At 67.1% G+C, this 24,272-nt stretch carries 24 protein-coding genes; 10 read left to right on the forward strand and 14 right to left on the reverse strand.

Annotated features, from left to right (window positions below):
• Positions 1-47: 47 nt before the first annotated feature.
• Together LE197_RS06640 and LE197_RS06645 are read right to left on the reverse strand one after the other, a co-directional pair.
• Positions 48-734 carry a type 1 glutamine amidotransferase domain-containing protein gene (locus LE197_RS06640; protein ID WP_070654168.1) on the reverse strand — a complete coding sequence of 229 codons (687 nt, stop codon included), beginning with the start codon at positions 732-734 and terminating at the stop codon, positions 48-50.
• Positions 735-833: 99 nt separating this feature from the next.
• A complete protein-coding gene (locus LE197_RS06645) occupies positions 834-1,322 on the reverse strand; it encodes a MerR family transcriptional regulator (protein ID WP_003090587.1) in 489 nt (162 codons plus the stop codon).
• A 232-nt stretch (positions 1,323-1,554) separates the two neighbouring features.
• On the opposite strand from LE197_RS06645, the gene LE197_RS06650 reads away from it, so the two are divergent.
• Both LE197_RS06650 and LE197_RS06655 read left to right on the forward strand, forming a co-directional pair.
• Positions 1,555-2,385, forward strand: coding sequence for an alpha/beta fold hydrolase (locus LE197_RS06650; RefSeq protein WP_003101542.1), 831 nt, complete (start codon positions 1,555-1,557; stop codon positions 2,383-2,385).
• Positions 2,386-2,512: 127 nt separating this feature from the next.
• A complete protein-coding gene (locus tag LE197_RS06655; protein WP_003101540.1) occupies positions 2,513-3,748 on the forward strand; it encodes an NADH:flavin oxidoreductase/NADH oxidase family protein in 1,236 nt (411 codons plus the stop codon).
• 14 nt (positions 3,749-3,762) lie between these two features.
• Here LE197_RS06655 and fdxA read toward each other — a convergent pair whose 3' ends face one another.
• Together fdxA and LE197_RS06665 are read right to left on the reverse strand one after the other, a co-directional pair.
• Entirely contained in the window at positions 3,763-4,101 is a 339-nt protein-coding gene (gene fdxA / locus LE197_RS06660; RefSeq protein ID WP_003090580.1) for a ferredoxin FdxA, read from the reverse strand.
• 16 nt (positions 4,102-4,117) lie between these two features.
• Positions 4,118-6,427: a molybdopterin oxidoreductase family protein gene (locus LE197_RS06665; RefSeq protein WP_003116694.1), complete on the reverse strand. Its 2,310-nt coding sequence runs from the start codon at positions 6,425-6,427 to the stop codon at positions 4,118-4,120.
• A gap of 353 nt (positions 6,428-6,780) precedes the next feature.
• On the opposite strand from LE197_RS06665, the gene LE197_RS06670 reads away from it, so the two are divergent.
• Positions 6,781-7,260 carry a winged helix-turn-helix transcriptional regulator gene (locus LE197_RS06670; RefSeq protein ID WP_003090577.1) on the forward strand — a complete coding sequence of 160 codons (480 nt, stop codon included), beginning with the start codon at positions 6,781-6,783 and terminating at the stop codon, positions 7,258-7,260.
• 47 nt (positions 7,261-7,307) lie between these two features.
• Here the strand turns inward: LE197_RS06670 and LE197_RS06675 are convergent, their stop codons facing one another.
• The 4 genes from LE197_RS06675 to cysK form a co-directional block, all read right to left on the reverse strand.
• On the reverse strand, positions 7,308-8,171 hold the full coding sequence (locus tag LE197_RS06675; protein ID WP_003119465.1) for a DMT family transporter: 864 nt from the start codon (positions 8,169-8,171) through the stop codon (positions 7,308-7,310).
• Positions 8,172-8,590: 419 nt separating this feature from the next.
• A complete protein-coding gene (locus LE197_RS06680) occupies positions 8,591-9,682 on the reverse strand; it encodes a polyamine ABC transporter substrate-binding protein (protein ID WP_003090575.1) in 1,092 nt (363 codons plus the stop codon).
• 198 nt (positions 9,683-9,880) lie between these two features.
• Positions 9,881-10,495 (reverse strand): LysE family translocator, encoded by a 615-nt coding sequence (locus LE197_RS06685; RefSeq protein WP_003143795.1) that lies wholly within the window; start codon positions 10,493-10,495, stop codon positions 9,881-9,883.
• Positions 10,496-10,553: 58 nt separating this feature from the next.
• The gene (gene cysK, locus LE197_RS06690) at positions 10,554-11,528 is read right to left on the reverse strand and encodes a cysteine synthase A (RefSeq protein WP_003090573.1); all 975 of its coding nucleotides are present in this window, start codon (positions 11,526-11,528) and stop codon (positions 10,554-10,556) included.
• A 120-nt stretch (positions 11,529-11,648) separates the two neighbouring features.
• On the opposite strand from cysK, the gene LE197_RS06695 reads away from it, so the two are divergent.
• From LE197_RS06695 to LE197_RS06715, 5 genes are all read left to right on the forward strand, one after another.
• Entirely contained in the window at positions 11,649-12,734 is a 1,086-nt protein-coding gene (locus LE197_RS06695) for a DUF748 domain-containing protein (protein ID WP_003090572.1), read from the forward strand.
• 162 nt (positions 12,735-12,896) lie between these two features.
• Entirely contained in the window at positions 12,897-13,742 is an 846-nt protein-coding gene (locus LE197_RS06700) for an AAA family ATPase (protein ID WP_003101531.1), read from the forward strand.
• Positions 13,743-13,806: 64 nt separating this feature from the next.
• Positions 13,807-14,202, forward strand: a complete 396-nt coding sequence (locus tag LE197_RS06705; RefSeq protein WP_003101529.1) for a GFA family protein — start codon at positions 13,807-13,809, stop codon at positions 14,200-14,202.
• A 48-nt stretch (positions 14,203-14,250) separates the two neighbouring features.
• Positions 14,251-15,432 (forward strand): vWA domain-containing protein, encoded by a 1,182-nt coding sequence (locus LE197_RS06710; RefSeq protein ID WP_003101527.1) that lies wholly within the window; start codon positions 14,251-14,253, stop codon positions 15,430-15,432.
• A 113-nt stretch (positions 15,433-15,545) separates the two neighbouring features.
• Positions 15,546-16,565: an AraC family transcriptional regulator gene (locus LE197_RS06715; protein WP_003101519.1), complete on the forward strand. Its 1,020-nt coding sequence runs from the start codon at positions 15,546-15,548 to the stop codon at positions 16,563-16,565.
• A gap of 8 nt (positions 16,566-16,573) precedes the next feature.
• Here LE197_RS06715 and LE197_RS37060 read toward each other — a convergent pair whose 3' ends face one another.
• The 6 genes from LE197_RS37060 to LE197_RS06745 form a co-directional block, all read right to left on the reverse strand.
• Entirely contained in the window at positions 16,574-16,702 is a 129-nt protein-coding gene (locus LE197_RS37060; RefSeq protein WP_307736771.1) for a DUF6434 domain-containing protein, read from the reverse strand.
• Positions 16,703-16,857: 155 nt separating this feature from the next.
• A complete protein-coding gene (tsi2, locus tag LE197_RS06725; protein ID WP_003114383.1) occupies positions 16,858-17,091 on the reverse strand; it encodes a type IV secretion system immunity protein Tsi2 in 234 nt (77 codons plus the stop codon).
• Between the two features lie 9 nt (positions 17,092-17,100).
• Positions 17,101-17,577, reverse strand: coding sequence for a type VI secretion system effector Tse2 (gene tse2 / locus LE197_RS06730; RefSeq protein ID WP_003101516.1), 477 nt, complete (start codon positions 17,575-17,577; stop codon positions 17,101-17,103).
• A gap of 146 nt (positions 17,578-17,723) precedes the next feature.
• A complete protein-coding gene (locus LE197_RS06735) occupies positions 17,724-19,313 on the reverse strand; it encodes an MFS transporter (protein ID WP_003101515.1) in 1,590 nt (529 codons plus the stop codon).
• Positions 19,314-19,315: 2 nt separating this feature from the next.
• Positions 19,316-20,623 (reverse strand): OprD family porin, encoded by a 1,308-nt coding sequence (locus LE197_RS06740; RefSeq protein WP_003160477.1) that lies wholly within the window; start codon positions 20,621-20,623, stop codon positions 19,316-19,318.
• 48 nt (positions 20,624-20,671) lie between these two features.
• On the reverse strand, positions 20,672-22,510 hold the full coding sequence (locus tag LE197_RS06745) for an amidohydrolase (protein WP_073666705.1): 1,839 nt from the start codon (positions 22,508-22,510) through the stop codon (positions 20,672-20,674).
• Between the two features lie 607 nt (positions 22,511-23,117).
• Here LE197_RS06745 and LE197_RS06750 point away from each other — a divergent pair.
• Together LE197_RS06750 and LE197_RS06755 are read left to right on the forward strand one after the other, a co-directional pair.
• Positions 23,118-23,798 (forward strand): hydrolase, encoded by a 681-nt coding sequence (locus LE197_RS06750; protein WP_003090561.1) that lies wholly within the window; start codon positions 23,118-23,120, stop codon positions 23,796-23,798.
• Between the two features lie 56 nt (positions 23,799-23,854).
• A complete protein-coding gene (locus LE197_RS06755; protein ID WP_003101509.1) occupies positions 23,855-24,136 on the forward strand; it encodes a XapX domain-containing protein in 282 nt (93 codons plus the stop codon).
• Positions 24,137-24,272 lie beyond the last annotated feature (136 nt).

The following is a 24,272-nucleotide window of genomic DNA, read 5'->3' on the forward strand; positions in this document are numbered from 1 at the left end:
GCCATGACTTCCAGATGAGGCGCGCGCAGGACTGACGCGCCGCGCGTTCAGCCGAGCAGGGCGGCCACCTGCTCGGCCGTGGCCTTGGCCGACTGCGGGTTCTGCCCGGTGACCAGGCGGTCGTCGACCACCACCTTGCTGGTGAACGGCAGCAGGCTTCTTTCGTAGAGCGCGCCGCGTCGTTTCATTTCTTCCTCGACGTTGTACGGCACCTTGCGGGCGACCCCGGCGAGCACTTCCTCGATCCAGGAGTAGCCGGTCAGGCGGCGCCCGGCGACCAGCAGGCGGCCATCGTCCAGGCGTGTGTTGAGCAGGCCGCAATAGCCATGGCAGACCGACGAGACGATGCCGCCGCGCTGGTAGATCTCGCGGGTCAGGCGCTGCAGCCCGGCGTCGTCGGGGACGTCCCACATCACGCCGTGGCCGCCGGTGAAATAGATGGCGTCGAACGCCTCCGCGTCGACCTGCTCGGGAGCGGCGGTGTCGGCCAGCAGCGCCAGGCGCGCCTCGTCGGCCAGCCAGGCCTTGGCGCTGGCGTCGGCGTGGGGCCAGCCGAGGGCGCGCGGCTCCAGCGGCGACTCGCCGCCGCGTGGGCTGACCAGGCGTTGCTGGTAGCCCCGAGCGGCGAAGATCTCGTAGGCATGGGTCAACTCCGACAGCCACAGCCCGGTGGGCTGGGTCGGATCGGCATAGTGGGCGACGTTGGTGACGACGTGCAGGATGCGCTTGGTCATTGCGTTGACCTTCCTCGGTGAGTGATCCCGTCGGCAGCCGGTTTCGGCAGGCTGTCCGGGTGGGTTGGCGTCACTCTAAGATTCAAGTCGACTTCAAGGTCAAGCGTCGGAAAGCCGCTGCTCCGCCGGCGTGGGAGAGGACCCCCGCGAGCGGGTTTGCCGTGGACGCCCGACCGTCTGTGGAGGGCCTTCCTCGCGCAGGCGTTCCAGCACGCGCTGGGTGTTTTCCGTGCACTGCAGGCCGTCCGGCTTGTTCTCGATGCTTTCGATGGCCACCAGCAATTGCGCCTTGTTCTGTTCCAGGCGTCGTTGCAGGGCCTCGATCTCGGCCACCTTGCGGCGCAAGCCTTCGAGCAGCTCGCCGTGCTGCCAGGCGCCGTCGCCGCTCGGCAGCAGGCGAGCGATCTCCTCCAGGGAGAAGCCGGCGCCCTGGGCGCCGGTGACCAGCTCCAGGATCCACACGGTGTCTGCCGCATAGTCGCGGTAGCCGTTGGCCTTGCGCTGCGAGCGGATCAGGCCGCTGGCCTCGTAGAAGCGGATGCGCGATGTCGCCAGGCCGGTGAGCTTGGCCAGTTCGCCGATTTTCATGTCGCACCTCGAAACGCGTTGACCTTCAAGCCTACTTCAAGCCTAGGGTGGTTTCACGGCCGGGCGACGAACTCGCCTCCATCGACGGGTTCGCCAGGCCGCATGGGCGCTACCGCCGGTCGCGTTTTCCTCGTCCAGGCGGCGCAACGCAGGCGGCTTTCTACTCTACACAGGGGACGGCGGCCGCAGGGTGGCGCCGTTGCCTGCATCCACACCGATCGGGAGAAGCGACATGGGTTACGTGACAACGAAGGATGGCGTCGAACTCTTCTACAAGGACTGGGGGCCGCGCGACGCCCAGGTGATCTACTTCCATCATGGCTGGCCACTGAGTTCCGACGACTGGGATGCGCAGATGCTGTTCTTCCTCGCCGAGGGCTTTCGCGTAGTGGCCCACGATCGCCGTGGCCACGGTCGCTCCAGCCAGGTCTGGGACGGCCATGACATGGACCACTACGCCGACGACGTGGCGGCGGTGGTCGAGCGCCTCGGGGTGCGCGGGGCGATCCATGTCGGCCATTCCACCGGCGGCGGCGAGGTCGTCCACTACATCGCCCGCTATCCCGACGACCCGGTGCCGAAGGCGGCGATCATCAGCGCGGTACCGCCGCTGATGGTGAAGACCGAGGGCAATCCGGGCGGCCTGCCGAAGAGCGTCTTCGACGATCTCCAGGCGCAGCTCGCGGCCAATCGCGCGCAGTTCTACCAGGACATTCCCGCCGGCCCGTTCTATGGCTACAACCGTCCCGGGGCGCAGCCCTCGGAAGGGATCGTCCGCAACTGGTGGCGGCAGGGCATGATGGGCGGCGCCAAGGCCCACTACGATGGGATCGTGGCCTTTTCCCAGACCGACTTCAGCGATGACCTGAAGCGCATCGACATCCCGGTGCTGGTGATGCATGGCGACGACGACCAGATCGTGCCCTACGAGAATTCCGGCGTACTCTCGGCGAAGCTGCTGCGCAACGGCACGCTGAAGACCTATCCGGGGTTCCCGCACGGCATGCCGACCACCCAGGCCGAGGTGATCAACGCCGACCTGCTGGCCTTCATCCGCGGCTGAGCGCGCCGGGTGCTGGGGGCGCGCTCCCGGCACCCGGTCAGGGCCCGGGCGGCGCGGCAAAAAAAGCGTTGACCTTGAAGTCGACTTCAATCTTATCGTCGGGCCACTGTCCTCATGAGGTAGGCCCATGAACCTGTTCGACACGCTGACGCTTCCCAACGGCTCGACCATTCCCAATCGCCTCGCCAAGGCCGCCATGGAGGAGAACATGGCCGATGCCGCGCAGGCCCCCTCCGAACGCCTGATGCGCCTCTACCAGGCCTGGGCCGACGGCGGCGCCGGGCTGCTGATCAGCGGTAACGTGATGGTCGACAGCCGTGCCATGACCGGCCCCGGCGGGGTGGTCCTGGAAAACGACGCGCAACTGGAGAAATTCCGCCGCTGGGCGCGCATCGGGCGTTCCGCCGGCGCGCAGTTCTGGTTGCAGATCAACCATCCCGGCCGGCAGATGCAGGCCAATCTCGGCCAGCAGGCCTGGGCACCCTCGGCGGTGCCGCTGGAACTGGGCGGGATGTCCAGGCACTTCGCTACGCCGAAGGCGATGGACGAGGCGATGATCGCCGAGGTGATCCAGCGGTTCGCCCGCAGCGCCGGCCTGGCCGAGCGGGCCGGCTTCAGCGGGGTGGAGATCCATGCCGCCCACGGTTACCTGCTCAGCCAGTTCCTCTCGCCGCTGAGCAACCGCCGCAGCGACGCCTGGGGCGGCTCCCTGGAGAATCGCGCGCGCCTGCTGCTGGAGATCGTCCGGGCGGTGCGCGCCGAGGTTGCCCCTGGCTTCGCGGTGGCGGTGAAGCTGAATTCCGCCGATTTCCAGCGCGGCGGCTTCAGCGCCGACGATGCCCGCGAGGTGGTACGGATGCTCGATGGTCTGGGCGTCGACCTGGTCGAGCTGTCGGGCGGCAGCTACGAGGCGCCGGCCATGCAGGGCGAAGCACGCGACGGGCGGACCCTGGCCCGCGAGGCCTACTTCGTCGAGTTCGCCCGCGACATCCGCGCGGCGGCGCGGATGCCGGTAATGGTCACGGGCGGCATCCGTCGGCGGCCGGTGGCCGAGCAGGTGCTGGCCAGCGGGGTGGACATGGTCGGCATCGGCACGGCGCTGGCGATCGAGCCGAACCTGCCGCGCGACTGGCGCGCCGGCAAGGATTCGGCGCCGCAGTTGCGGCCGATAACCTGGAGGAACAAACCCCTGGCCTCGCTGGCGAACATGGCCGCGGTGAAGTTCCAGTTGCGCAAGCTGAGCCGGGGCAGGGCGACCAACCCACGGGTGTCGCCGCTGTGCGCGTTGCTCGCGCAGCAGGCCGGCGCGCTCCTGCAGACCCGCCGTTACCGGCGGCTCATGCGTTCGCGCGCCGAAGCCTGAGCACCGTCAGCGCCTCAGGCGCCGTTGCGGTCGAGTTCGGCCAGCTTGCCCGGCAGGCCGAACCAGGCGTCGTGGTCGTCGGGCGCCGGCTTCTTGCGGGTGATCTGCGTCCAGTTGGGATGCGCGGCGAGTTCGCCGTTGAGGGCGATGAACTGCCGTTGCCCGAGCGGCACCTCGTCCTCGGCGCGAATCGCGGCGACCGGGCATTCCGGCTCGCAGAGCGCGCAGTCGATGCATTCATCGGGGTGGATGACGAGGAAGTTGGGGCCTTCGTAGAAGCAGTCCACGGGACAGACTTCCACGCAGTCGGTGTGTTTGCAGCGGATGCATTCTTCCAGCACGACGAAGGTCATGATCGTTCTCCCTGGCTCAGGCGTTCGTAGCGGCGGGCGTCGCCAGCCGTTCCAGGCGCGCCGGCACGTACTTGTGCCAGGGCGTGCCGGCGAGGAAGTCGCGCTGGGTGCAGTCGGTCACCTCGTTGGGCGCCACGCCCCGGCGCACCACCTCGCCCTCGGCGTTGCGGTAGTCCAGGCCCTGGCCGTTGGGCAGGGAGATATTGCCCGGCTGCATCATGTCGCTGATCTCCACTTCCGCCTCGACCTCGCCGCGGCGGGTCACCACGCGCAGCACCTCGCCGTCGGCGCAGCCCAGCGCCTCGGCGTCCTGCGGGCTGATGCGCAGGGTGCCGTAGCGCCCGCGGCGGTGCCAGCCGGTGTCGCGCACGGCGGTATTGCTGGTGTCGCTGCGCCGCTCGCCGGCGGCGAGGATGAACGGGTAGGCCGGATCGTGGGGTGGCGCGCTGTGGGCGAGCTTGGCCAGTTCCGGCAACAGTTCGGGGATGTGCAGGTTGATCCGCTGTTCGGGACGGGCGACGGCCTGCCAGCTTTCGGCGTAGGTGGTTTCGGCGAAGACCACCCCGGACGGGTTGTCGAGCATGGCCTGGAACAGGCGGTCGGCGGCCAGCGGCGGCAACCCGTCGAAGCCGGCGCGGGCAGCGGTCTTGCGGTTGTTCAGCACGTGCAGTTGGCAGATGCCCCAGATCGCCGCGGCCGCTTCCATGCCGGCGGGCAGGGTCGGGCCGAGGGTACGGTAGAGCAGGACCGGCGCGTATTTCATGACCTTGGGGCGGGTCGCCGCGGCGGCGAGGAAAGCCGCCGAGAATGCCTTGCGCCCGAGCTTCAGGGCCAGGCGCAACGGCCGGTAGTCTTTCTCGCCGAGCACGCCCATGGCTTCCAGCAGGCGGGCGTGGATCTCCGCTTCCGGCAGGGTGCCGGGGCGCGCCGGGAACAGCGGCGCGCGCAGGTGGAAGGCGTTGCGCGGGAATTCCAGGTTGAAGAAGGTCGCCTCGGCCTTTTCGAACTGGCTCGCCGCCGGCAGCACGTAGTCGGCGTGGCGCGCGGTCTCGGTCATGGCCACGTCGATCACCACCGACAACTCCAGGGCGCGCATGGCTTCGCGCATGCGCTGGCTATCGGCCAGCGAATGCAGCGGGTTGCCGGTCTCCACCAGCATGGCGCGATAGCGCTTGGGATGGTCGGTGAGGATTTCCTCTGGAATCACGTTGCAGGGAATCAGGCCGATGATGATCTTGGCATTGGCCACCGGGCTGCGCTTCTCGACGCGTGGCGCGCCCCTCTTGCCCATCGAGGTATCGCCCTTGCTCGCCTTGGACAGCGAGAGGAAGGGCACGAAGGCGTTGCTGGTGCCGGGGCGCCCGTAATGGCCGGTGAGTAACCAGACCAGGCGTTGCAGGTAGCTGCCGAGGGTCGAGTGCAGGTTCATCTGCATGCCCAGGTCTTCCAGCGCCGATACGCTGCTGGCGCTGGCGATCCGCCGGGCGGCGGCGCGCAGCTTGTCTTCCGCCACCCCGCAGGTCTCGGCGCAGTAGGCCACCGGGATGGCGTTCAGTTCGTCGACGATGTGCTCGTAGCCGCTGGTGTGTTCGGCCAGCCAGTCGCGCGCCAGCAGCCCGTCTTGGACGATGATCCCGACCAGCGCCGCCAGGCACCAGGCGTCGGTGCCCGGACGGATCTGCAGGTGGAAGTCGGCCAGGGCGGCGGTTTCGCTCAGGCGCGGATCGATCACGATGATCGAGCGTGCGGGGTCCTTGGCCATGGCGTTGAGCAGCACGCGGGCGCGGGCGAAACCATGGGATTGCCAGGGATTCTTGCCGATCAGGATGGCCACCTCGCAATGCTCGAAGTCGCCGTGCACGCCGGTACCGAACATCTTGCCCTGGACCCAGAACTCGCCGGTCTTTTCCTGGGCCAGGGCGTTGGAGCGGTACTTCACCCCGAGGGCCTTCAGCGTGCTGTCGCCGTAGGCGCCGCCGAGGTGGTTGCCCTGCGCGCCGCCGCCGTAGTAGAGGATGCTTTCGCCGCCATGCCTGCGCTTGATGGCGAGGAATTTCTCCGCCACCTCGCGGATCGCCGTGTCCCAGTCGATGGCTTCGTAGCTGCCATCGGGGCGCCGGCGCATCGGCGTGTCCAGGCGGTCGGCGCCGTTCTGGTAGTAGTCCATGCGCTGCGATTTCTCGCAGACGTAGCCCTGCGAGGCGGGGTGGTCGTCATCGCCGCGGATCTTGCTGATGCGGCCATTCTCGGTCTGCACTTCCAGCCCGCAGTTGAGGCTGCAGAGGATACAGGCGGTCTTCTTCCATTGCGGGGACGGCGTAGTCACGGTGTGTTCCTCGTTGTTGTCGTTGCCGGCGCAACCTGGGGCGCACCCCAGCCGTGCGGGCTTCGTTCTTTCGGGACTGCCTGACGCTGTGCTGCAAGGACGACGCGCGGGCGGCACACGGAACCCCGTCGTATCGGCCTTTCCCTCTCATGCTCGACGCTTCTACAGTTCCGAATCGGAACTTATTACGCGGGCGCTGACATGGGACCCGTCCGTAGTGCTGGTTTGTCCGATCCTGCCAGGAGCGCGCCGGGTCCATGACCTTTTCGGCCGGATACTAAGTTCCAATTTGGAACTGGTCAAGCTCCGAAGCGGCCCCCTAGAATGGACGGAGGTTTTTCCGGGAGAACCCCATGAAATGGCAAGAAGTCGGCGAAACGCCCTGTTCGATGGCGCGCAGCCTGGCGATCCTCGGCGATCGCTGGACGCTGCTGATCCTGCGCAACTGCTTTCTCGGCATGCGCCGCTTCGATGAGTTCCAGGCCAGCCTCGGGGTCACCCGCCAGGTACTGGCCGACCGCCTGAGCCGGCTGGTGGAGGCGGGCGCGCTGAAGAAGGTGCCTTACCAGGAGCGACCGCCGCGCTACGAATACCGCCTCACCGAGATGGGCCACGACCTGCATCCGGTGCTGCTGGCCCTGGCCAATTGGGGCGACCGCTGGCTCGACGAGGGCCGCGGCGCTCCGGTGGAGTATGTGCACAAGGCCTGTGGCCACAAGTTCCGGCCGACCATGGTCTGCCCGGAGTGCGGCGAGCCGGTGGGGTCGCGCGATGTGACGGCGGTGCCGGGGCCGGGGTTCGCGGCGATGGCTGGCAAGCTCGCGCAGAACTGAATCCGCGCGCGCTCTGCCAAGGGCGGGCCGCGACCCGCTCGGTTCGCTCAGCCGGCCTTGCGGAAGACGAACATCAGCCCCACCACGATCAGCCCCATGCCCAGCAGGCTGAGCCAGCCGAGGCGGTTGCCGAAGACCATGAAGTCCATGATCGCGGTCACCGCCGGCACCAGGTAGAACAGGCTGGTGACGTTGACCAGGTTGCCCTGGGCGATCAGCCGGTAGAGCAGCAGGGTCGCGCCCACCGAGACCACGACGCCCATCCATAGCGCGGGGACCAGGAAGCCGGCGTTCCATTCGAACTCGAACGGCTGGAAGGGCACGAACGCCAGGCACAGGCCGAGGCCGGCGAGGTACTGCAGGGGCAGGGTGCCCAGCGGGTTCTCGCGGATGCCCTTCTGCATGATCGAGCCGCCGGTGACGCCGGCCAGCGCCAGCAGTGCGCAGAGGATGCCGGCCGTGGACATCCCGGCCAGGCCGATGCCCTGGTAGACCACCAGCACCAGGCCGGCCAGGCCCAGCAGCAGGCCGAACAGGCGCGCCGGCGACTGCCGGCGTTCGAGGATGACGGCGGTGAGGATCGGTTGCACGCCGAGGATGGTCGCCATCATGCCGGGAGTGACCTGCAGCTTCAGCGAGAAGATATAGAAGATCGGATAGATCCCCAGCATCACCAGGCCGGTGAGCAGGGCCTTGCCGCGCTCACGCGCGCTGCGCGGCGCGCGCAGCCTGAGCAGCGGGGCGAGCGGCAGCAGGCAGGCCAGGGCGATGCCGAAGCGGAACACCAGGAAGGCGAACGGCGAGGAGTGCGCCAGGCCCCATTTCGAGGCGATGGCCCCGCTGCTCCAGAGCAGGACGAAGAGGCTGGTGCTGGCCAGGCCGGCTAGCGCGGATTTGTTCAGTGCAAACATGGATCTGCCACCTTGTAGTCGGGCATGCCGCGGGCTCGGGCCGGCGGCGGACGGCACGCCTCGGCAGCGGATGGCGCTGCTTGCGGCGGGCTGTGGAAGAGAGTTGGGGCGCTACCGCGCTCGTCAGGGACTGACGCCCGGCGGCGGGCAGGCGGCCGAACCGGGAGGGGGAGGCGGAGGCGAGGCGACTACAGGAGGGGAAACGCAGCTCAGGCTGGCGCACGGCTGGAGCGCGCCGACCTCGCCGGTGGCTACCGGAAGGGCGGGGAGCGAGCTGTGCGAGCGCTGGTTCATGGAGGCTATCCGGTCGATGAAGACAACGAGAGGGACTATAGCGGGCCGTCCGGGATTTGACGAGCCTGTGGGCGAGCCTTGCGCTAAAACGCCAGCCCGGCGACAAACCGGGCCGGCGCCGGGCTTCACTTGCCGGTCTTCACCGTGTTCCAGGTGCGCGTGCGCACGCGGTCGATCTTCTGCGGCATGGACTCGAGGGCGAACAGCTTGGCCATCTTCTCCTGCGGCGGGTAGATCGCCGGGTCGGCCTTGATCTCGGCGTCCACCAGCGGGTCGGCGGCCAGGTTGCCGTTGGCGTAGTGCACATGGTTGCTGATCGCGGCCATCACCTCGGGACGCAGCAGGTAGTTCATGAAGGCGTAGCCGGCCTTCTCGTCGGGCGCGTCGACCGGCATCGAGACCATGTCGAACCACAGCGGCGAGCCTTCCTTCGGCGTCGAGTAGCGCACTTCCACGCCGTTGTTGGCCTCCTTGGCGCGGGTCGCGGCCTGCAGGATGTCGCCGGAGAAACCGACCACCATGCAGATCTCGCCGTTGGCCAGGTCGCTGACGTACTTCGAGGAGTGGAAGTAGCGGATGTACGGGCGCACCTTCAGCAGCGCCGCCTGGGCCTGCTTGTAGTCGTCGGCCTTCTGGCTGTGGTGTGGCAGGCCGAGGTAGTTGAGGGTGATGGGCAGCAGCTCGGGGCCGTTGTCCAGCACCGCCACCCCGCACTTGCTCAGTTTCTGCATGTATTCGGGCTTGAAGAATATATCCCAGGAGTCCAGCGGCGCGTCGTCGCCGAGCACCGCCTTGATCTTCGCCGGGTTGTAGCCGATGCCGGTGGTGCCCCAGAGGTAGGGGAAGCCGTACTGGTTGCCCGGATCGTTGACCTCCAGGGCCTTGAGCAGCACCGGGTTGAGGTTCTTCCAGTTGGGCAGCTGGGACTTGTCCAGCTTCTTCAGGGCGCCGGCCTGGATCTGCTTGGCCATGAAGTGGTTCGACGGGAATACCACGTCGTAGCCGGATTGGCCGGTCATCAGCTTGCCGTCGAGGGTCTCGTTGCTGTCGTAGACGTCGTAGGTGGCCTGGATGCCGGTTTCCTTGGCGAAGTTCGCCACGGTTTCGGGAGCGATGTATTCGGACCAGTTGTAGATCTTCAGGTTGTCCGCGGCGAGGGTTGCGCCGCTGCCGCAAGCGAGGGCGAGGAGGGTGAGGGAAGCGATGCGGGTCTTCATTGTTGTAGGTGTCCTGTCGGCTGACGACAGCGTCGGCGACGGACTGGTTCGCCGCCGGCGCTCAGGGGGCGCCGGCAACGCTGGCCGGCACCCGGGTTTTATCCCGCGTTGCCGGAAGCGAGGAAAGGGGCGGCTTTTACCTGCGGGCCCGCAGACAGTAGGCGGCACCGCAACGGGGCGTCGCTCCGCCTGCCTGCCTCAACTCAGGGCGACCTTGACCCCGAGGGCGATCAGCAGGCCGCCGAGCAGCTTGTCCACCACCCCCTGGGCCCTGGCCAGGCCGCGGCGCACCACCGCGCTCTGGATCAGCACCACCAGCAGCGGCCACCAGAGTGCGGCGAGGCCGACGATGATGCCGGCGTACCAGAGCTTCTCGGCGAAGCTGGAGTCCAGGCTCAGCACCTGGGTGAACACGGCGAGGAAGAACAGCGTGGCCTTGGGGTTGAGCAGGTTGCACAGGTAGCCCTGGAGGAACGCGCTCCAGTGGCCGACGCGCTGCACGCCGCCGACCGCCAGGTCGAGCGTGCCGCCGCCGCGCGAGCGCAGGGCCTGGATGCCGATCCAGATCAGGTAGACCGCGCCGGTGTACTTCAGCGCGTTGAACAGCCACGGCGTGGTGGTGATCAGCACCGCCAGGCCGGCGACGCAGTAGGTCATGTGGGTGGCCACGCCGAGGATCACCCCCAGCGAGGTCATCATCGCCGCCGAGCGCTGGTAGCGCGCCGCGTTGCGGATGATCAGGAAGAAGTCCGGGCCGGGCGAGAGCATGCCCAGGGTGGCGAGGGTGGCTACGAAGAGCGAGGTTTCCAGCATGATTCGATACGCCTGGCGCAAGGCGGCGCCGGTTCGCTGCGGCGCCGCGGGTCGGTGGTTACTGGGTCAGTTCCTGTTCGCTGAACAGGCCGTCGAAGAGCATGCTCGAAAGATAGCGCTCGCCGGAATCGGGGAGGATCACCACGATGGTCTTGCCCTGCATGTTCGGCTCCTCGGCCAGGCGCACCGCGGCGGCCATCGCCGCGCCGGAGGAGATGCCGCAGAGGATGCCTTCTTCCTGCATCAGGCGCAGCGCCATGTTCTTCGCTTCGTCGTCGCCGATCTTCTCGACCCGGTCGACCAGCGACAGGTCGAGGTTCTTCGGCACGAAGCCGGCGCCGATGCCCTGGATCTTGTGCGGGGCGGGCTTGACCTCCTCGCCGGCGAGGGTCTGGCTGATCACCGGCGAGGTCACCGGCTCCACCGCCACGGCGAGGATCGGCTTGCCCCGGGTGTTCTTGATGTAGCGCGAGACGCCGGTGAGGGTGCCGCCGGTGCCGACCCCGGAGACCAGCACGTCCACCGCGCCCTCGGTATCGTTCCAGATCTCCGGGCCGGTGGTCTTCTCATGGATCGCCGGGTTGGCCGGGTTGTCGAACTGCTGCGGCATGAAGTACTTCCCGGGATCCCCCGCGACCAGTTCCTCGGCCTTCTGGATCGCACCCTTCATGCCCTTCGCCGGTTCGGTCAGGACCAGCTCCGCGCCCAGCGCCTTGAGCACCTTGCGTCGCTCCAGGCTCATCGACGCCGGCATGGTCAGGATCAGTTTGTAGCCGCGTGCGGCGGCGACGAAGGCGAGGCCGATGCCGGTGTTGCCGGAGGTCGGCTCGACCAGGGTCATGCCGGACTTCAGTCTGCCGCTGGCTTCGGCATCCCAGATCATGTTCGCGCCGATCCGGCACTTCACCGAATAGCCGGGGTTGCGCCCTTCGATCTTGGCCAGGATGGTGACGCCGCGCGGGGCGATGCGGTTGATCTGGACCAGCGGCGTGTTGCCGATGGACTGCGCGTTGTCTGCGAAGATGCGGCTCATGATGGTGTCCTTGTCGCATGGAGAAAGATCAATCAGCCTATTCCGCCCCCGCCCGCGCGTCCAGACGCGTTCGAACCAGCGGCGCGCCGCGCGTGTCCACTGTCCAGGAGGGCCGTACCGATGAAGAAACGCTATGCCATTCCCCTGGGCAGCCTGGCGGCGCTGCTTCTGTTGTTGCTGGCGCTGCACCTGGCGCTGCCGTACCTGGTGCGCGACTACCTGAACGGCAAGCTGGCCGACATGGGCGACTACCGTGGGCACATCGCCGACGTCGACCTGGCGCTCTGGCGCGGCGCGTATCGGATCGACGGGCTGAGCATCGTCAAGGACAACGGCAAGGTGCCGGTGCCGTTCCTCGACGCGCCGAGCATCGACCTGTCGGTGAGCTGGCAGGCGCTCTGGGATGATCACGCAGTAGTGGCGCGGGTGGTCTTCGAGCGTCCGCAGCTCAACTTCGTCGATGCCGGCGGCGACCGCGACGCCTCGCAGACCGGTGCCGGCACCGACTGGCGCGAGCAACTGGACAAGCTGTTGCCGATCACCCTCAACGAGGTGCGGGTGGTGGACGGCACCCTGCGTTTCCGCAACTTCACTTCGAAGCCGCCGGTGAACCTGCACGCCTCGGCGCTCAACGCCAGCATCTATAACCTGACCAACGTGGCCGACGCCCGGGGCGAGCGGCCGGCGCGTCTCGAAGGCACGGCGCGGATACTCGGCCAGGCGCCGCTGGAAGTGGCGGCGCATTTCGACCCGCTGAGCGACTTCGAGGACTTCGACCTGCGCCTGCGGGTCACCCGCGTCGAGTTGAAGCGGCTCAACGACTTCGCCAGCGCCTATGGCAAGTTCGACTTCAATGCCGGCACCGGCGACCTGGTGCTGGAGGCCCAGGCTAAGCGCGGCCAGCTGGATGGCTACATCAAGCCGCTGCTGCGCGACGTGGACGTATTCAACTGGCGGCAGGACGTGGAGGATGGCGACAAGAACCTGTTCCGCTCGGTGTGGGAGGCGCTGGTCGGCGGTGGCGAGACGGTGCTGAAGAACCAGCGCAAAGACCAGTTCGCAACCCGTGTGAGCCTGAGCGGTAATATCCACCAGCGGGACGTCAGCGCGTTCCAGGCGTTCCTCGGGATTCTCCGCAACGCGTTCGTCGAGGCGTTCAACGCTCGTTTCGAGCGTTCCCCGGCGACGCGCGACGACGACGGCTGAAGACGCGGGCGGAACGGCGGGTCGCGAGGTGGCCGGGCATTCAGTGACTGAATGACCCGTCTGCGTTCACAGTGCGCTTGTCCCCGCGTTATAGTCGGGTTTTCAAACAATACTGAACTGCCCGGTTTTCCAGCCAGGGCGTTACCGTTCGAGGATTTCCTGATGAAGTTCGAAGGCACCCAGTCCTACGTCGCCACCGACGACCTCAAGCTCGCGGTCAACGCCGCCATCACCCTGCAGCGGCCGCTGCTGGTGAAGGGCGAACCGGGCACCGGCAAGACCATGCTCGCCGAGCAGTTGGCCGAGTCCTTCGGCGCCAAGCTGATCACCTGGCACATCAAGTCCACCACCAAGGCCCACCAGGGCCTCTACGAGTACGATGCGGTAAGCCGCCTGCGCGATTCGCAGCTGGGCGTGGACAAGGTTCACGACGTGCGCAACTACATCAAGAAGGGCAAGCTCTGGGAGGCCTTCGAGGCCCAGGAGAGGGTGATCCTGCTGATCGACGAGATCGACAAGGCCGACATCGAGTTCCCCAACGACCTGCTGCAGGAACTCGACAAGATGGAGTTCTACGTCTACGAGACCAACGAAACCATCAAGGCGAAGCAGCGCCCGATCATCATCATCACCTCGAACAACGAGAAGGAACTGCCCGACGCCTTCCTGCGCCGCTGCTTCTTCCATTACATCGCCTTCCCCGACCGCGAGACGTTGCAGAAGATCGTCGACGTGCACTACCCGAACATCAAGCAGTCGCTGGTCAGCGAGGCGCTGGACATCTTCTTCGACGTGCGCAAGGTGCCCGGCCTGAAAAAGAAACCTTCGACTTCCGAGCTGGTCGACTGGCTGAAGCTGCTGATGGCCGACGAGATCGGCGAAGCGGTGCTGCGCGAACGCGACCCGACCAAGGCGATCCCGCCGCTGGCCGGCGCCCTGGTGAAGAACGAGCAGGACGTGCAGCTTCTCGAGCGCCTGGCGTTCATGAGCCGCCGCGCCAGCCGCTGAGTGCGTCGGCCCTTTCCGGGGAAAGGGCTGCGGGGCGGCACGCCAGACAGCGGAGGAACATCCCATGCTCAGCGGAAGTTGCCTGTGCGGCGCGGTAAGCTATGAAATCGACGCGCCCATCGAGTCGGCCAGTCATTGTCATTGCAGCCAGTGCCGCAAGGCCCACGGCGCGGCGTTCGCCACCTACGGCAAGGTGCGCCGCGAGGCGTTCCGCTATGTCGCCGGAGCGGACGCGGTGGCCGAATACCACTCGTCGCCAGGCGTCACCCGTACCTTCTGCCGCCACTGCGGATCGAACCTGCAGTGGCTTGGCGGCAACGAGGACCCGACGTACACCTCTATCGCCCTCGGCACCCTCGACTCGCCGCTGCCATCGGTAGCGCAGCGGCACATCTACGTGGGTTCGAAAGCCGACTGGTACGTCATCGCCGACGACCTGCCGCAGGAACACCAATACTGACCGGCGCTCGCGCGCCGGGATCAACGGACAACAGACGAGGTCGCAGCCATGCTGCTCAACCTGTTCAACGAAATGCGCGCAGCCAAGGTGCCGGTGTCGGTGCGCGAGCTGCTCGACCTGATCGATGCCCTGAAGCACCGCGTGGTGTTCGCCGACATGGACGAGTTCTACTACCTGGCGCGCACCATCATGGTCAAGGACGAGCGCCACTTCGACAAGTTCGACCGGGCCTTCGGCGCCTACTTCAAGGGCCTGGAGAAGCTCGACGACCACCTCAAGGCGCTGATCCCCGAGGAATGGCTGCGCAAGGAGTTCGAGCGCCTGCTGACCGACGAGGAAAAGGCGCAGATCCAGTCCCTCGGCGGCCTGGACAAGCTGATCGAGGAGTTCAAGAAACGCCTCGAGGAACAGAAGGAGCGCCATGCCGGCGGTAACAAGTGGATCGGTACCGGCGGTACCAGTCCGTTCGGCTCCGGCGGTTTCAACCCGGAGGGCATCCGCGTCGGCGACGCCGGCAAGCGCCAGGGCAAGGCGGCCAAGGTCTGGGACCAGCGCGAATACAAGAACCTCGACGACCAGGTCGAACTGGGTACGCGCAACATCAAGATCGCCCTGCGGCGCCTGCGCAAGTTCGCCCGTGAGGGTGCGGCGGAGGAGCTGGACATCGACGGCACCATCGACCACACCGCGAAGGACGCCGGGCTGCTCAACATCCAGATGCGCCCGGAGCGGCGCAACACGGTGAAGCTGTTGCTGCTGCTGGACATCGGCGGCTCGATGGACGCCCACGTCAAGGTCTGCGAGGAGCTGTTCTCGGCCTGCAAGACCGAGTTCAAGCACCTGGAGTATTTCTACTTCCACAACTTCATCTACGAGTCGGTGTGGAAGAACAACCTGCGCCGCAGCAGCGAACGCACCGCCACCTTCGACCTGCTGCACAAGTACGGTCCGGACTACAAGGTGGTGTTCGTCGGCGACGCGGCGATGGCGCCCTACGAAATCACCCAGGCCGGCGGCAGCGTCGAGCACTGGAACGAGGAAGCCGGTTACGTCTGGATGCAGCGCTTCATGGAGAAGTACAAGAAGCTCATCTGGATCAACCCCTATCCGAAGGACACCTGGAACTACACGGCGTCCACCGGCCTGGTCCGCGAACTGGTCAAGGAACAGATGTATCCGTTGACCCTGAGCGGCCTGGAGGAGGGCATGCGCTTCCTCTCGCGCGGTTGAGCCAACTGCCTGCGGGACCGGCGACAGGCGCGGCGGCACGCAACTTGCCTACCCTGTGTATCCCGTCCGCGCGGTAACAGCGCGGCGCGGCCACCGGTAACGATGGGCACGCCATGATCGACTCGACCTTCTCCCGCGCCACCTGGCTCAACTCGCTGCACATGTCGACCCTCACTCTCTCGCTGCTGGAGAAGGAAGGGTTCGCCCGCGAGCAACTGCTCGAAGGCAGTGGCATCACCCCCGCCGACCTGCTCGACCTGCGGCGCCTGATCAGCCCCTGGCAGGAGCAGCAGGTGTTCGCCAACGCGTGCCGGCTCAGCGACGAGCCTGCCCTCGGCCTGCGCCTGGGGCTGCGCACGCGGATTTCCGCCTACGGCCTGCTCGGCTACGCGCTGCTCTCCGCGCCGACCCTCGGCGAGGCGCTGCGCATCGGCCTCAGCTATCCGGTCTTGCTCGGCACCTACTTCCACCTGTCGCTGGAAGTCGCCGACGGCCGCGCCTGGCTGGTGGCCACCGGCTACGGCGAGGACGAGGCGCTGCGGCCATTCAACACCGAGCTTTGCCTGGGCTCGCTGAAGGTCACCTGCGCCGACCTGCTCGGCCAGCCGCTGCCCTTGCTGGAAGCGGCCTTCGACTATGCCGGCGACGAGGCGATGGCGCGGGCCTACGCCGAGGGTTTCGCCTGCGAGTTGCACTTCGAACGCGAGCGCAGCGCCATCGGCTTCGCCGCCGAATGGCTGGAGCGCCCGTTGCCGCTGGCCGACCCGGTGACCCACCGGGAGATGCTGGAACAGTGCCGGCGGCAGAACATCGACCTGGCCGCGCGTCGTGCCTGGCTGGACAAGGTCCGGGCGATCCTCGCCGAGCGCTTGCAGGACCCGCCCGGCCTGGAGGAACTGGCCAGGCGCCTGAACTGTTCGTCGCGCAGCCTGCGCCGGCACCTTCAGCAGCAGCGCACCAGCTACCAGCAATTGCTCGACGAGTTGCGCTTCGCCCGCGCCAAGGAGTTGTTGCAGAGCGGCGACATGCCGATCTACCGGATCGCCGAGGAACTCGGCTTCAGCGAGACCGCCAGCCTGCGCCATGCCTTCCAGCGCTGGAGCGGCCAGCCGCCGAGCCATTTCCGCGCCTGAGCGCTCGCTCAGGCGGAGGGGCTGGTGTCGGCGTGGCGCCGTCGCCGTTCGTCCGCCACCTCACTCAGGGATTTTGCCGCGCCGTCGCCAATCCAGGCCATGAAGGCACGATCGAAGCGGAAGTCGGCGCCGCACAGCCCGACGAGGAAGCGCCGTACGTCCTGGGCGTTGCGCTAGTCGCGGCACACTGCGGTGTCGCGGGTGATGGTGTCGCCGTGCCAGCCGAAGACCATCTGTCGTTTCTCTGCGCGCGCTGGAGCGGGCAGGCCAACGATGGCCTGCCCACGGGCCGTCAGGATGCCGGCTCTTCGATCAGCCGGTCATAGGGCGGCAGGCCGCTGTATTGGCCCAGGGCTTGCTCGTAGGCGTTCTTCAGGTCGTCGGCGGCGAGGTCGTAGCCGACCAGCAACTGTTCGAGTTCAGCGGCGTTCTGCGGGTCGTCGTTCTGCAACTGCGCGTCGAGTTCGCGGGTGCGCGCGGCGACGCACTGGATCGCCACCATCAGGGTCTGGGGTTTCAGGTTCATGGTTCACTCCTAGAGCCCGCGGGCTTTTTCCCATTGGCGGCGGATGGCGTTGCGCACGAAGTTGTCCAGTTGGCCCATGAGGACCTCCCGGTACATCGGCTTGGCCGGCATGATGGTGTAGTGGGTGGCTTGCAGGCGCTTGTTGTAGCTGTCCTGCTTCACCTTAAGGTCCGGCGGGATGTCGGTGCCGTCGGGTATCACGAAGTCGCCGTCGGCGCGGCGCAGCACGCCGGCGCGGTCGAACACCGAGGTGCCGCCGGTGTCCGGGGCGTAGAGGCCGTCGCGGCCGGCGACGATGTCCGGCGCGCGGGCGGGGACGCCAGGGGTGTTGGGGCTGTCGAAGGTCGGATGCAGCAGCGGGGCGACTTCCGCAGCCTCGGCGAGTTCCTTGTCGGGATGCAGGTAGCGACCGACGTCGCCGTCGTAGTTGGCCTTGAATACCGCCCGGTAGAGGGTGAGGCTGGTTTTCTCGTAGTCGTAGGACATGCGTGGACTTCCCTGTGGGTTGCGTTCGCGGCGCCGCGGGTGCGCGGCATCGCTACCGGCCACCGTCCTTGTGGCGCCATCGGCGAGCAGGATAACAGCCGTGGGCGGATCCGCCAGGGGCAGGCGACGACCGTCGCCCGGGAGGCTCAAGGCCTGGCCGCGCCGTGCAGGTAATGGCGGATGCGCACCTCCACGCCGGCGCTCTGGAAGCGCCGGGCGGCGGCCTCGACCCGCAACTCGCCGCGGGTCACCCGCTGGTGGTGGCGCAGGTGCTCCAGCCAGGATTCGTCGATGAAGAACTCCAGCCACAGGCGACGGTTGCCGCTGTCCTGGACCAGCCCCCAGGACACCGCGCCGTTGCGCCGACGCATGGCGCGCACCTCCACCATCGCCGCCTGGAATGCCGCGGCGTCCTGCGGGTCGATGTCGTACTCGAGGGTGACCATCACCGGGCCGCGTTCCTGGTCCACCTCTTCGTCGACCAGTGGTGCCGGCCAGTGCAGCGACGGCGCGAGGTCCTCGGCCTCGGTGACCGGCAGCCGACAGCGCAGCGACGCGAACAGGCCGAGCAGCAGCGCGGCGCTGGCGCAGAGCAGGGCGAAGGTGATCGACAGGTGGCTGGCGACCAGACCCCACAGGGCGCCGCCGGCGGCCATGCTGCCGAAGAACACCAGGATATAGACCGCCAGCGCGCGGGCGCGGACCCAGGCCGGTACGGAGGTCTGCGCGGCGACCTGCAGGCTGGAGAGCACGGCGATCCATGCCGCGCCGCTGAGCAGCATCACCGGCACCAGCAAATAGAGGTTGCGCAGCAGCGCCAGGGCCACCAGCACCAGTGCGTAGAGCACGCTGGAGAGCAGCACCAGGCGGTCGCTGCCGAGGCGTTCGCGCAGGCGCGGCAGGAACGCGGCGCCGAGCACCGCGCCGACGCCGACGCTGCCCAGCAGCAGGCCGAAGTCCATGGCGTTGCCATGCAGTTCGCCGCGCACGATCAGCGGCAGCAGCGACATGCCGGCGCTGGCGCCGAGGAAGAACGCCACCGCGCGCACCAGCACCGATTGCAGTGGCCTCGAGCTGCGGCTGTAGCGCCAGCCGGCGCGCAGGGCGCCGAACAGGCGTTCCGCCGGCAGCACCGAGGGCACGGCCTCGCGTTTCCAGGCCAGCAGCACGGCGATCACCGCGAAGAAGGAGAGGGCGTTGAGGGCGAAGGTCAGCCAGGGGCCGACCAGGCTCACCAGCACCCCGGCGATGGCCGGTCCGACCGCCCGCGCCAGGTTGACCCCGACACTGGACAGCGCCACCGCCGCCGGCAGTTCGTCCTTGCCCACCAGTTCCGGAGTGGTGGCGCTCCAGGCCGGCATCATCAGCGCGGTGCCGATGCCCATGCACAGGGTCAGGCCGAGCAGCAGCCAGACGCTGGTCAACTGGAGCAGGGTGAGGCTGGCCAGCAGGGTGGCCACCAAGGCCATCCACAATTGCACGCCGAGCAGGTAGCGGCGCTTGTCGACGATATCGGCGAGGGCGCCGGCCGGCAGGGCCAGGAAGAACATCGGCAGCGATCCGGCGACCTGCACCAGGGCCACGTTCAGCGGGCTGGCGGAGAGCGAGGTCATCAGCCAGCCGGCGCCCACCTCGTGCATCCAGGTGCCGATGTTCGAGGCGATGCTGGCCAGCCATAGCCAGCGGAAGGTGGCTTGGCGCAGGGGACTCCAGGGTGAGGCGGCGGGTGCGGTCATGGTCAGAGCGAGCCTTTGAGTGGGTATTCGACGATCAGGTAGAGGCGGTCGATGTCATCGCCGGCCTGGGCCGCGTTGGCCCGGTGGCTGAGGTGCGAGACGTTCAGCGAGAGGTCCTTGAACGGGCCCGAGGCGAACAGGTAGCGCAGGTCGAGGTCGCGCTCCCAGTGCTTGCCGCCGCTGCCCTGCAAGGGCCGGTAGCGGCCATCGGCGCCCAGCGGGTTGTAGGCGCCGCCGGCCGGCGCATGGCTGCCGTCGATGGCGCGGCCGCTGACGTAACGCGCCATGAAGCTCAGCCCCGGCAGGCCGAACGGGGCCAGGTCGAGGTCGTAGCGGGCCTGCCAGGAGCGTTCGCCGGGACCGTTGAAATCGGCGTACTTGATCGAGTTGGCGAGGTAGATGGAGTCACCTCCGACGAAGTCGAACGGCGTATCCCCATGGACACGCTGGTAGGCCAGGGAGAAACCCTGCGCGCCGACGCGGTACTTCAGTTGCAGGCTGTAGGCCAGGGTGTCGATCGCGCCGGCCCGGCTGCGGCCCTGGTCGCGCGTGCGATAGAGGTTGCCATCCAGGCTGAACGCGGCACGTTGCAGGTTCATGTTGAGATAGACCTGGCGCCAGACGTTGTCCAGTTGCGCGGCGAACAGCGAGCCGCTCAGGTTGTCGCTGGCCGCCAGGCTGGCGCCGGCGAAGCCGATGGCGCTGCCGGCGGTGCTCGCGCCGTAGCCGTCGAAGTCGCCATGGCCGGAGCTGGAGGCCTGTTCCTTGAAGGCGGTGAAGCGCCCGGCCTGGATCCGCACGCGGTCGAGGTCGTCGCTCTGCAGGAAGAAGCCCCTGGCGTACTGGGGTTGCAGGCGCTTGTCGCTGGTATCGAAGACCGGGGTCTCGACGGTCATCTCGCCGACCTTGAGCAGGCTCTCGCCGAGCCGCAGCTTGAGTGCGGCGCCGGCGTCGGAATACTCGCTGGCGTTATCGCCGGATGAGTCCAGCGGCAACAGGCCGGTGCCGGCATGGCCACGTCCGCCGTCGAGCTTGAAGCCGGCGAAGCCGTGGAGATCGAGGCCGAAACCGACGCGGCCGGGAGTATAGGCCGACTCCAGGTCGGCGATCAGGCCGTGTGCCCATTCCTTGCGGTAGCCGCGCCCGGCGTCCGCGCGGCGATAGTCGTTGTAGAGGAAGTAGTTGCGGTTGAGCAGGCGCCACTCCAGGTAGTCGGGTGCCTTGGCTTCCTCTGTCGCGGCGTGGCACGGCGAGGTGCCGCCCAGCGCCAGGAAAAGGGCCAGGCGGCCGACCGGTCGAACGCGGATCATCGGGAAAACTCCGGGCGAGGCGGGCCGCGAAGGGCCCGCCCGGGTACGTCAGAAAGCGAAGCAGGAACAGCCGAATGCGCCCCAGAAACCCTGGAAGTCGCTCACCGGTACGTTGGAGTGGCGCGCGCGGTTGTGCTCGTGGGCGTGTACCGCGCAGGCACCGACGCACTGGTGGACCTGGGCGGTCAGCGGCGCGCCTTGCCGCCAGTGGCCGGGTACCTTGGCCACCGGCGACCAGTCCGGCAGCACCGGCGGCGGCGGCGGACCGAGCTTGTCGAACTCGGCGGCGGCATAGACGATCTTGCCGTCGACCACCGTGAGCACCGACTCGATCCACTTGATGGCCTCTTCCTCGACGCCGAAGAAGTCCGCCGACAGCGCCGCCAGGTCGGCGAGCTGGCCAACCTTGATCTGTCCTTTCTTGCCCTGCTCGCTGGAGAACCAGGCGCTGCCGTGGGTGAACAGCTGCAACGCGGTTTCCCGCGGCAGGCCCTGCGGATACAGGGCCATGCCGCCGACGGTGCGGCCGCTGACCAGCCAGTACAGCGAGGTCCAGGGGTTGTAGCTGGAGACCCGGGTGGCGTCGGTGCCGGCACCCACCGGCACGCCCTCGGCGAGCATGCGCTGGATCGGCGGCGTTGCCTCGGCGGCCTTGGCACCGTAGCGGTCGACGAAGTACTCGCCCTGGAAGGCCATGCGGTCCTGGATCGCGATGCCGCCGCCGAGTGCCCGCACCCGCTCGATGTTGCGCGGGGTGATGGTCTCGGCGTGGTCGAAGAACCAGGGCAGGCCGTTGAACGGAATGTCGCGGTCGACCTTCTCGAACACGTCGAGCATCCGCGAGATCGATTCGTCGTAGGTGGCGTGCAGGCGGAACGGCCAGCGCTGCTCCACCAGGTGGCGGACCACCGGCTCCAGCTCCTGCTCCATGGTCTGCGGCAGGTCCGGGCGCGGTTCGAGGAAGTCCTCGAAGTCGGCGGCGGAGAACACCAGCATCTCGCCGGCGCCGTTGTGGCGGAAGAAATCGCTGCCCTGGCCGTACTTGACGCTGCCGGTCCAGTTCTTGAAGTCGGCGAGTTCTTCCTTGGGTTTCTGGGTGAACAGGTTGTAGGCGATGCGTACGGTGAGCTGGCCCTGGTCGGCCAGTTCGCGAATCACCTGGTAGTCGTCCGGGTAGTTCTGGAAGCCGCCGCCGGCGTCGATCGCGCTGGTCAGGCCGAGGCGGTTGAGTTCGCGCATGAACTGGCGGGTGGAGTTGACCTGGTATTCCAGCGGCAGCTTCGGTCCCTTGGCCAGGGTGGCGTAGAGAATCATCGCGTTGGGCCGGGCGATCAGCATGCCGGTGGGTTCGCCGCTGCTGTCGCGGACGATCTCGCCGCCGGGCGGGTTGGGCGTGTCCTTGGTGTAGCCGACCACGCGCAGGGCGGCGCGGTTGAGCAGGGCGCGATCGTACAGGTGGAGGACGAACACCGGGGTGTCCGGCGCGGCCTTGTTCAATTCCTCCAGGGTCGGCATGCGCTTCTCGGCGAACTGGAACTCGTTCCAGCCGCCGACCACCCGCACCCACTGGGGGCTGGGCGTGCGTTCGGCCTGGTTCTTGAGCATGCGCAAGGCGTCGGCCAGGGAGGGCACGCCTTCCCAGCGCAGCTCCAGGTTGTAGTTGAGGCCACCGCGGATCAGGTGCAGGTGCGAGTCGTTGAGACCGGGGATCACGGTGCGCTTCTGCAGGTCGATCACCTGGGTGGCGCTGCCGCGATGGAGCATCGTCTCGGCGTCGTTGCCGACGGCAAGGAACTTGCCGTCCTTGATCGCCACGGCGGTGGCGGTGGGGTTGTCGCGGTCCACGGTGTGGAAACGGCCGTTGTGCAGGATCAGGTCGGCGGTCATGGAACCTCCTGGGTTGCTTGCGGGAGAAAGGCTGGCGGCGTTGGCGAAGGGCAGGGCGGACCACAGGACTCCGGCGGCGCCCAGCACCGAACTGGTAGTGAGGAAATGGCGGCGGTCCTTGCTCGGCGGATCGTGGCTCATGGCGTGCTCCTGGCAGCGGGGCGGAATCGGTCAGCGAGGGCGGCGGCGAGAGAGGCCACCGGACAGGATAGGTGCGGCGGGAAACGTACGGGACGAAAGAGCGGTTTTCCCGAATGACGCATCCTCCTGCAAGCGCAACTTGCTGGTGGTCGATAGCAAGTAAGGCGCGAGACATGTCCTGAACTTCATGGGGGCTTTTTCTTATAGGGCGGACTGTCGATTCTGCTAGCTGGTAATCCTTCTTTTATTGTCTCTGTGTGCGCTTTTTGTATGGATGTGTCGAATATTTTGAATATCGCCGTTCAACTTTATCCAGGGCCGCAGTTCAGTGATTTATTTTCTCGAAAAGTTTGTTTTTTCCAATATTCATGCTTCATAGTCTGGCCGGCCACGGGAAATTATCTGTTGGCCCGCGTGCTGTTGTGCGCAACAGCTGGAATTCATCGTTCGTTGTCAGGAAACAATCATGAGCCACTATCTCGAAGTTCTAACTCCGCAGAACAGCCAGATCATCTTCATCGACCAGCAGCCACAGATGGCATTCGGCGTACAGTCCATCGATCGCCAGACGCTGAAGAACAACGTAGTGGGCCTGGCCAAGGCGGCGAAGGTATTCGACATCCCGGTCACCATCACCACGGTGGAAACCGACAGCTTCTCCGGCCCGACCTATCCGGAGCTGCTGGCGGTGTTCCCCGAGCAGAAGATCCTCGAACGCACCTCGATGAACTCCTGGGACGACCAGAACGTGCGCGACTCGCTGGCCGCCGCGGGCCGCAAGAAGGTCGTGGTCGCCGGGCTGTGGACCGAGGTCTGCAACACCACCTTCGCCCTCTGCGCCATGCTTGAGGGCGGCTACGAGATCTACATGGTGGCCGATGCCTCGGGCGGCACCTCCAGCGACGCCCACAAGTACGCCATGGACCGCATGGTCCAGGCCGGCGTGGTACCGGTGACCTGGCAGCAGGTCCTGCTGGAGTGGCAGCGCGACTGGGCCCGCCGGGATACCTACGACGCCGTGATGGCCATCGCCAAGGAGCATTCCGGGGCCTACGGCATGGGCGTGGACTACGCCTACACCATGGTGCACAAGGCGCCCGAGCGGGTGACCCACGGCGAACGCATCGGCCCGAATCCGGCCAAGTGAATGCCGGCCGTGCCGCTCCGGTCCGCCGGGCGGCACGGCCGCGAAGGAGAACGAAGATGAAGCTCTACGTATTGTCGCTGGGCGCCGGACTGTTGGTGGGGATCGTCTACAGCCTGCTGCAGGTGCGTTCGCCGGCTCCGCCGCTGGTGGCGCTGGTGGGGTTGCTCGGCATCCTGCTCGGCGAGCAGGTCATCCCGGTCGGCAAGCAATTGCTCGGCGGTTGCGCGTTCGCCTCGGCCTGCGACAAGGCGGGTTCGGTCGGCCATGTGCTGGGGCAACTACCGGGTCGGCATCGCCTCGACCAGGCCGCTGGCCCGTCGGAAAAGGAAAAGGGTTGAGCGTTATATCATCGAGTAACAGCGCAGTAATCTGGTAGTTATCTTCGTCGGTTAGATTTCCCCGGAACGGCTCCCTCGGATTAATCTCTGGGGGAGCTTTCGTGCGTCGTTTTTCGCGTCGAGAGAAAAGTGTCGC

It is taken from the genome of Pseudomonas sp. PS1(2021) (genome assembly GCF_020405165.1).
GTDB classification, from domain to species: Bacteria; Pseudomonadota; Gammaproteobacteria; order Pseudomonadales; family Pseudomonadaceae; genus Pseudomonas; species Pseudomonas aeruginosa.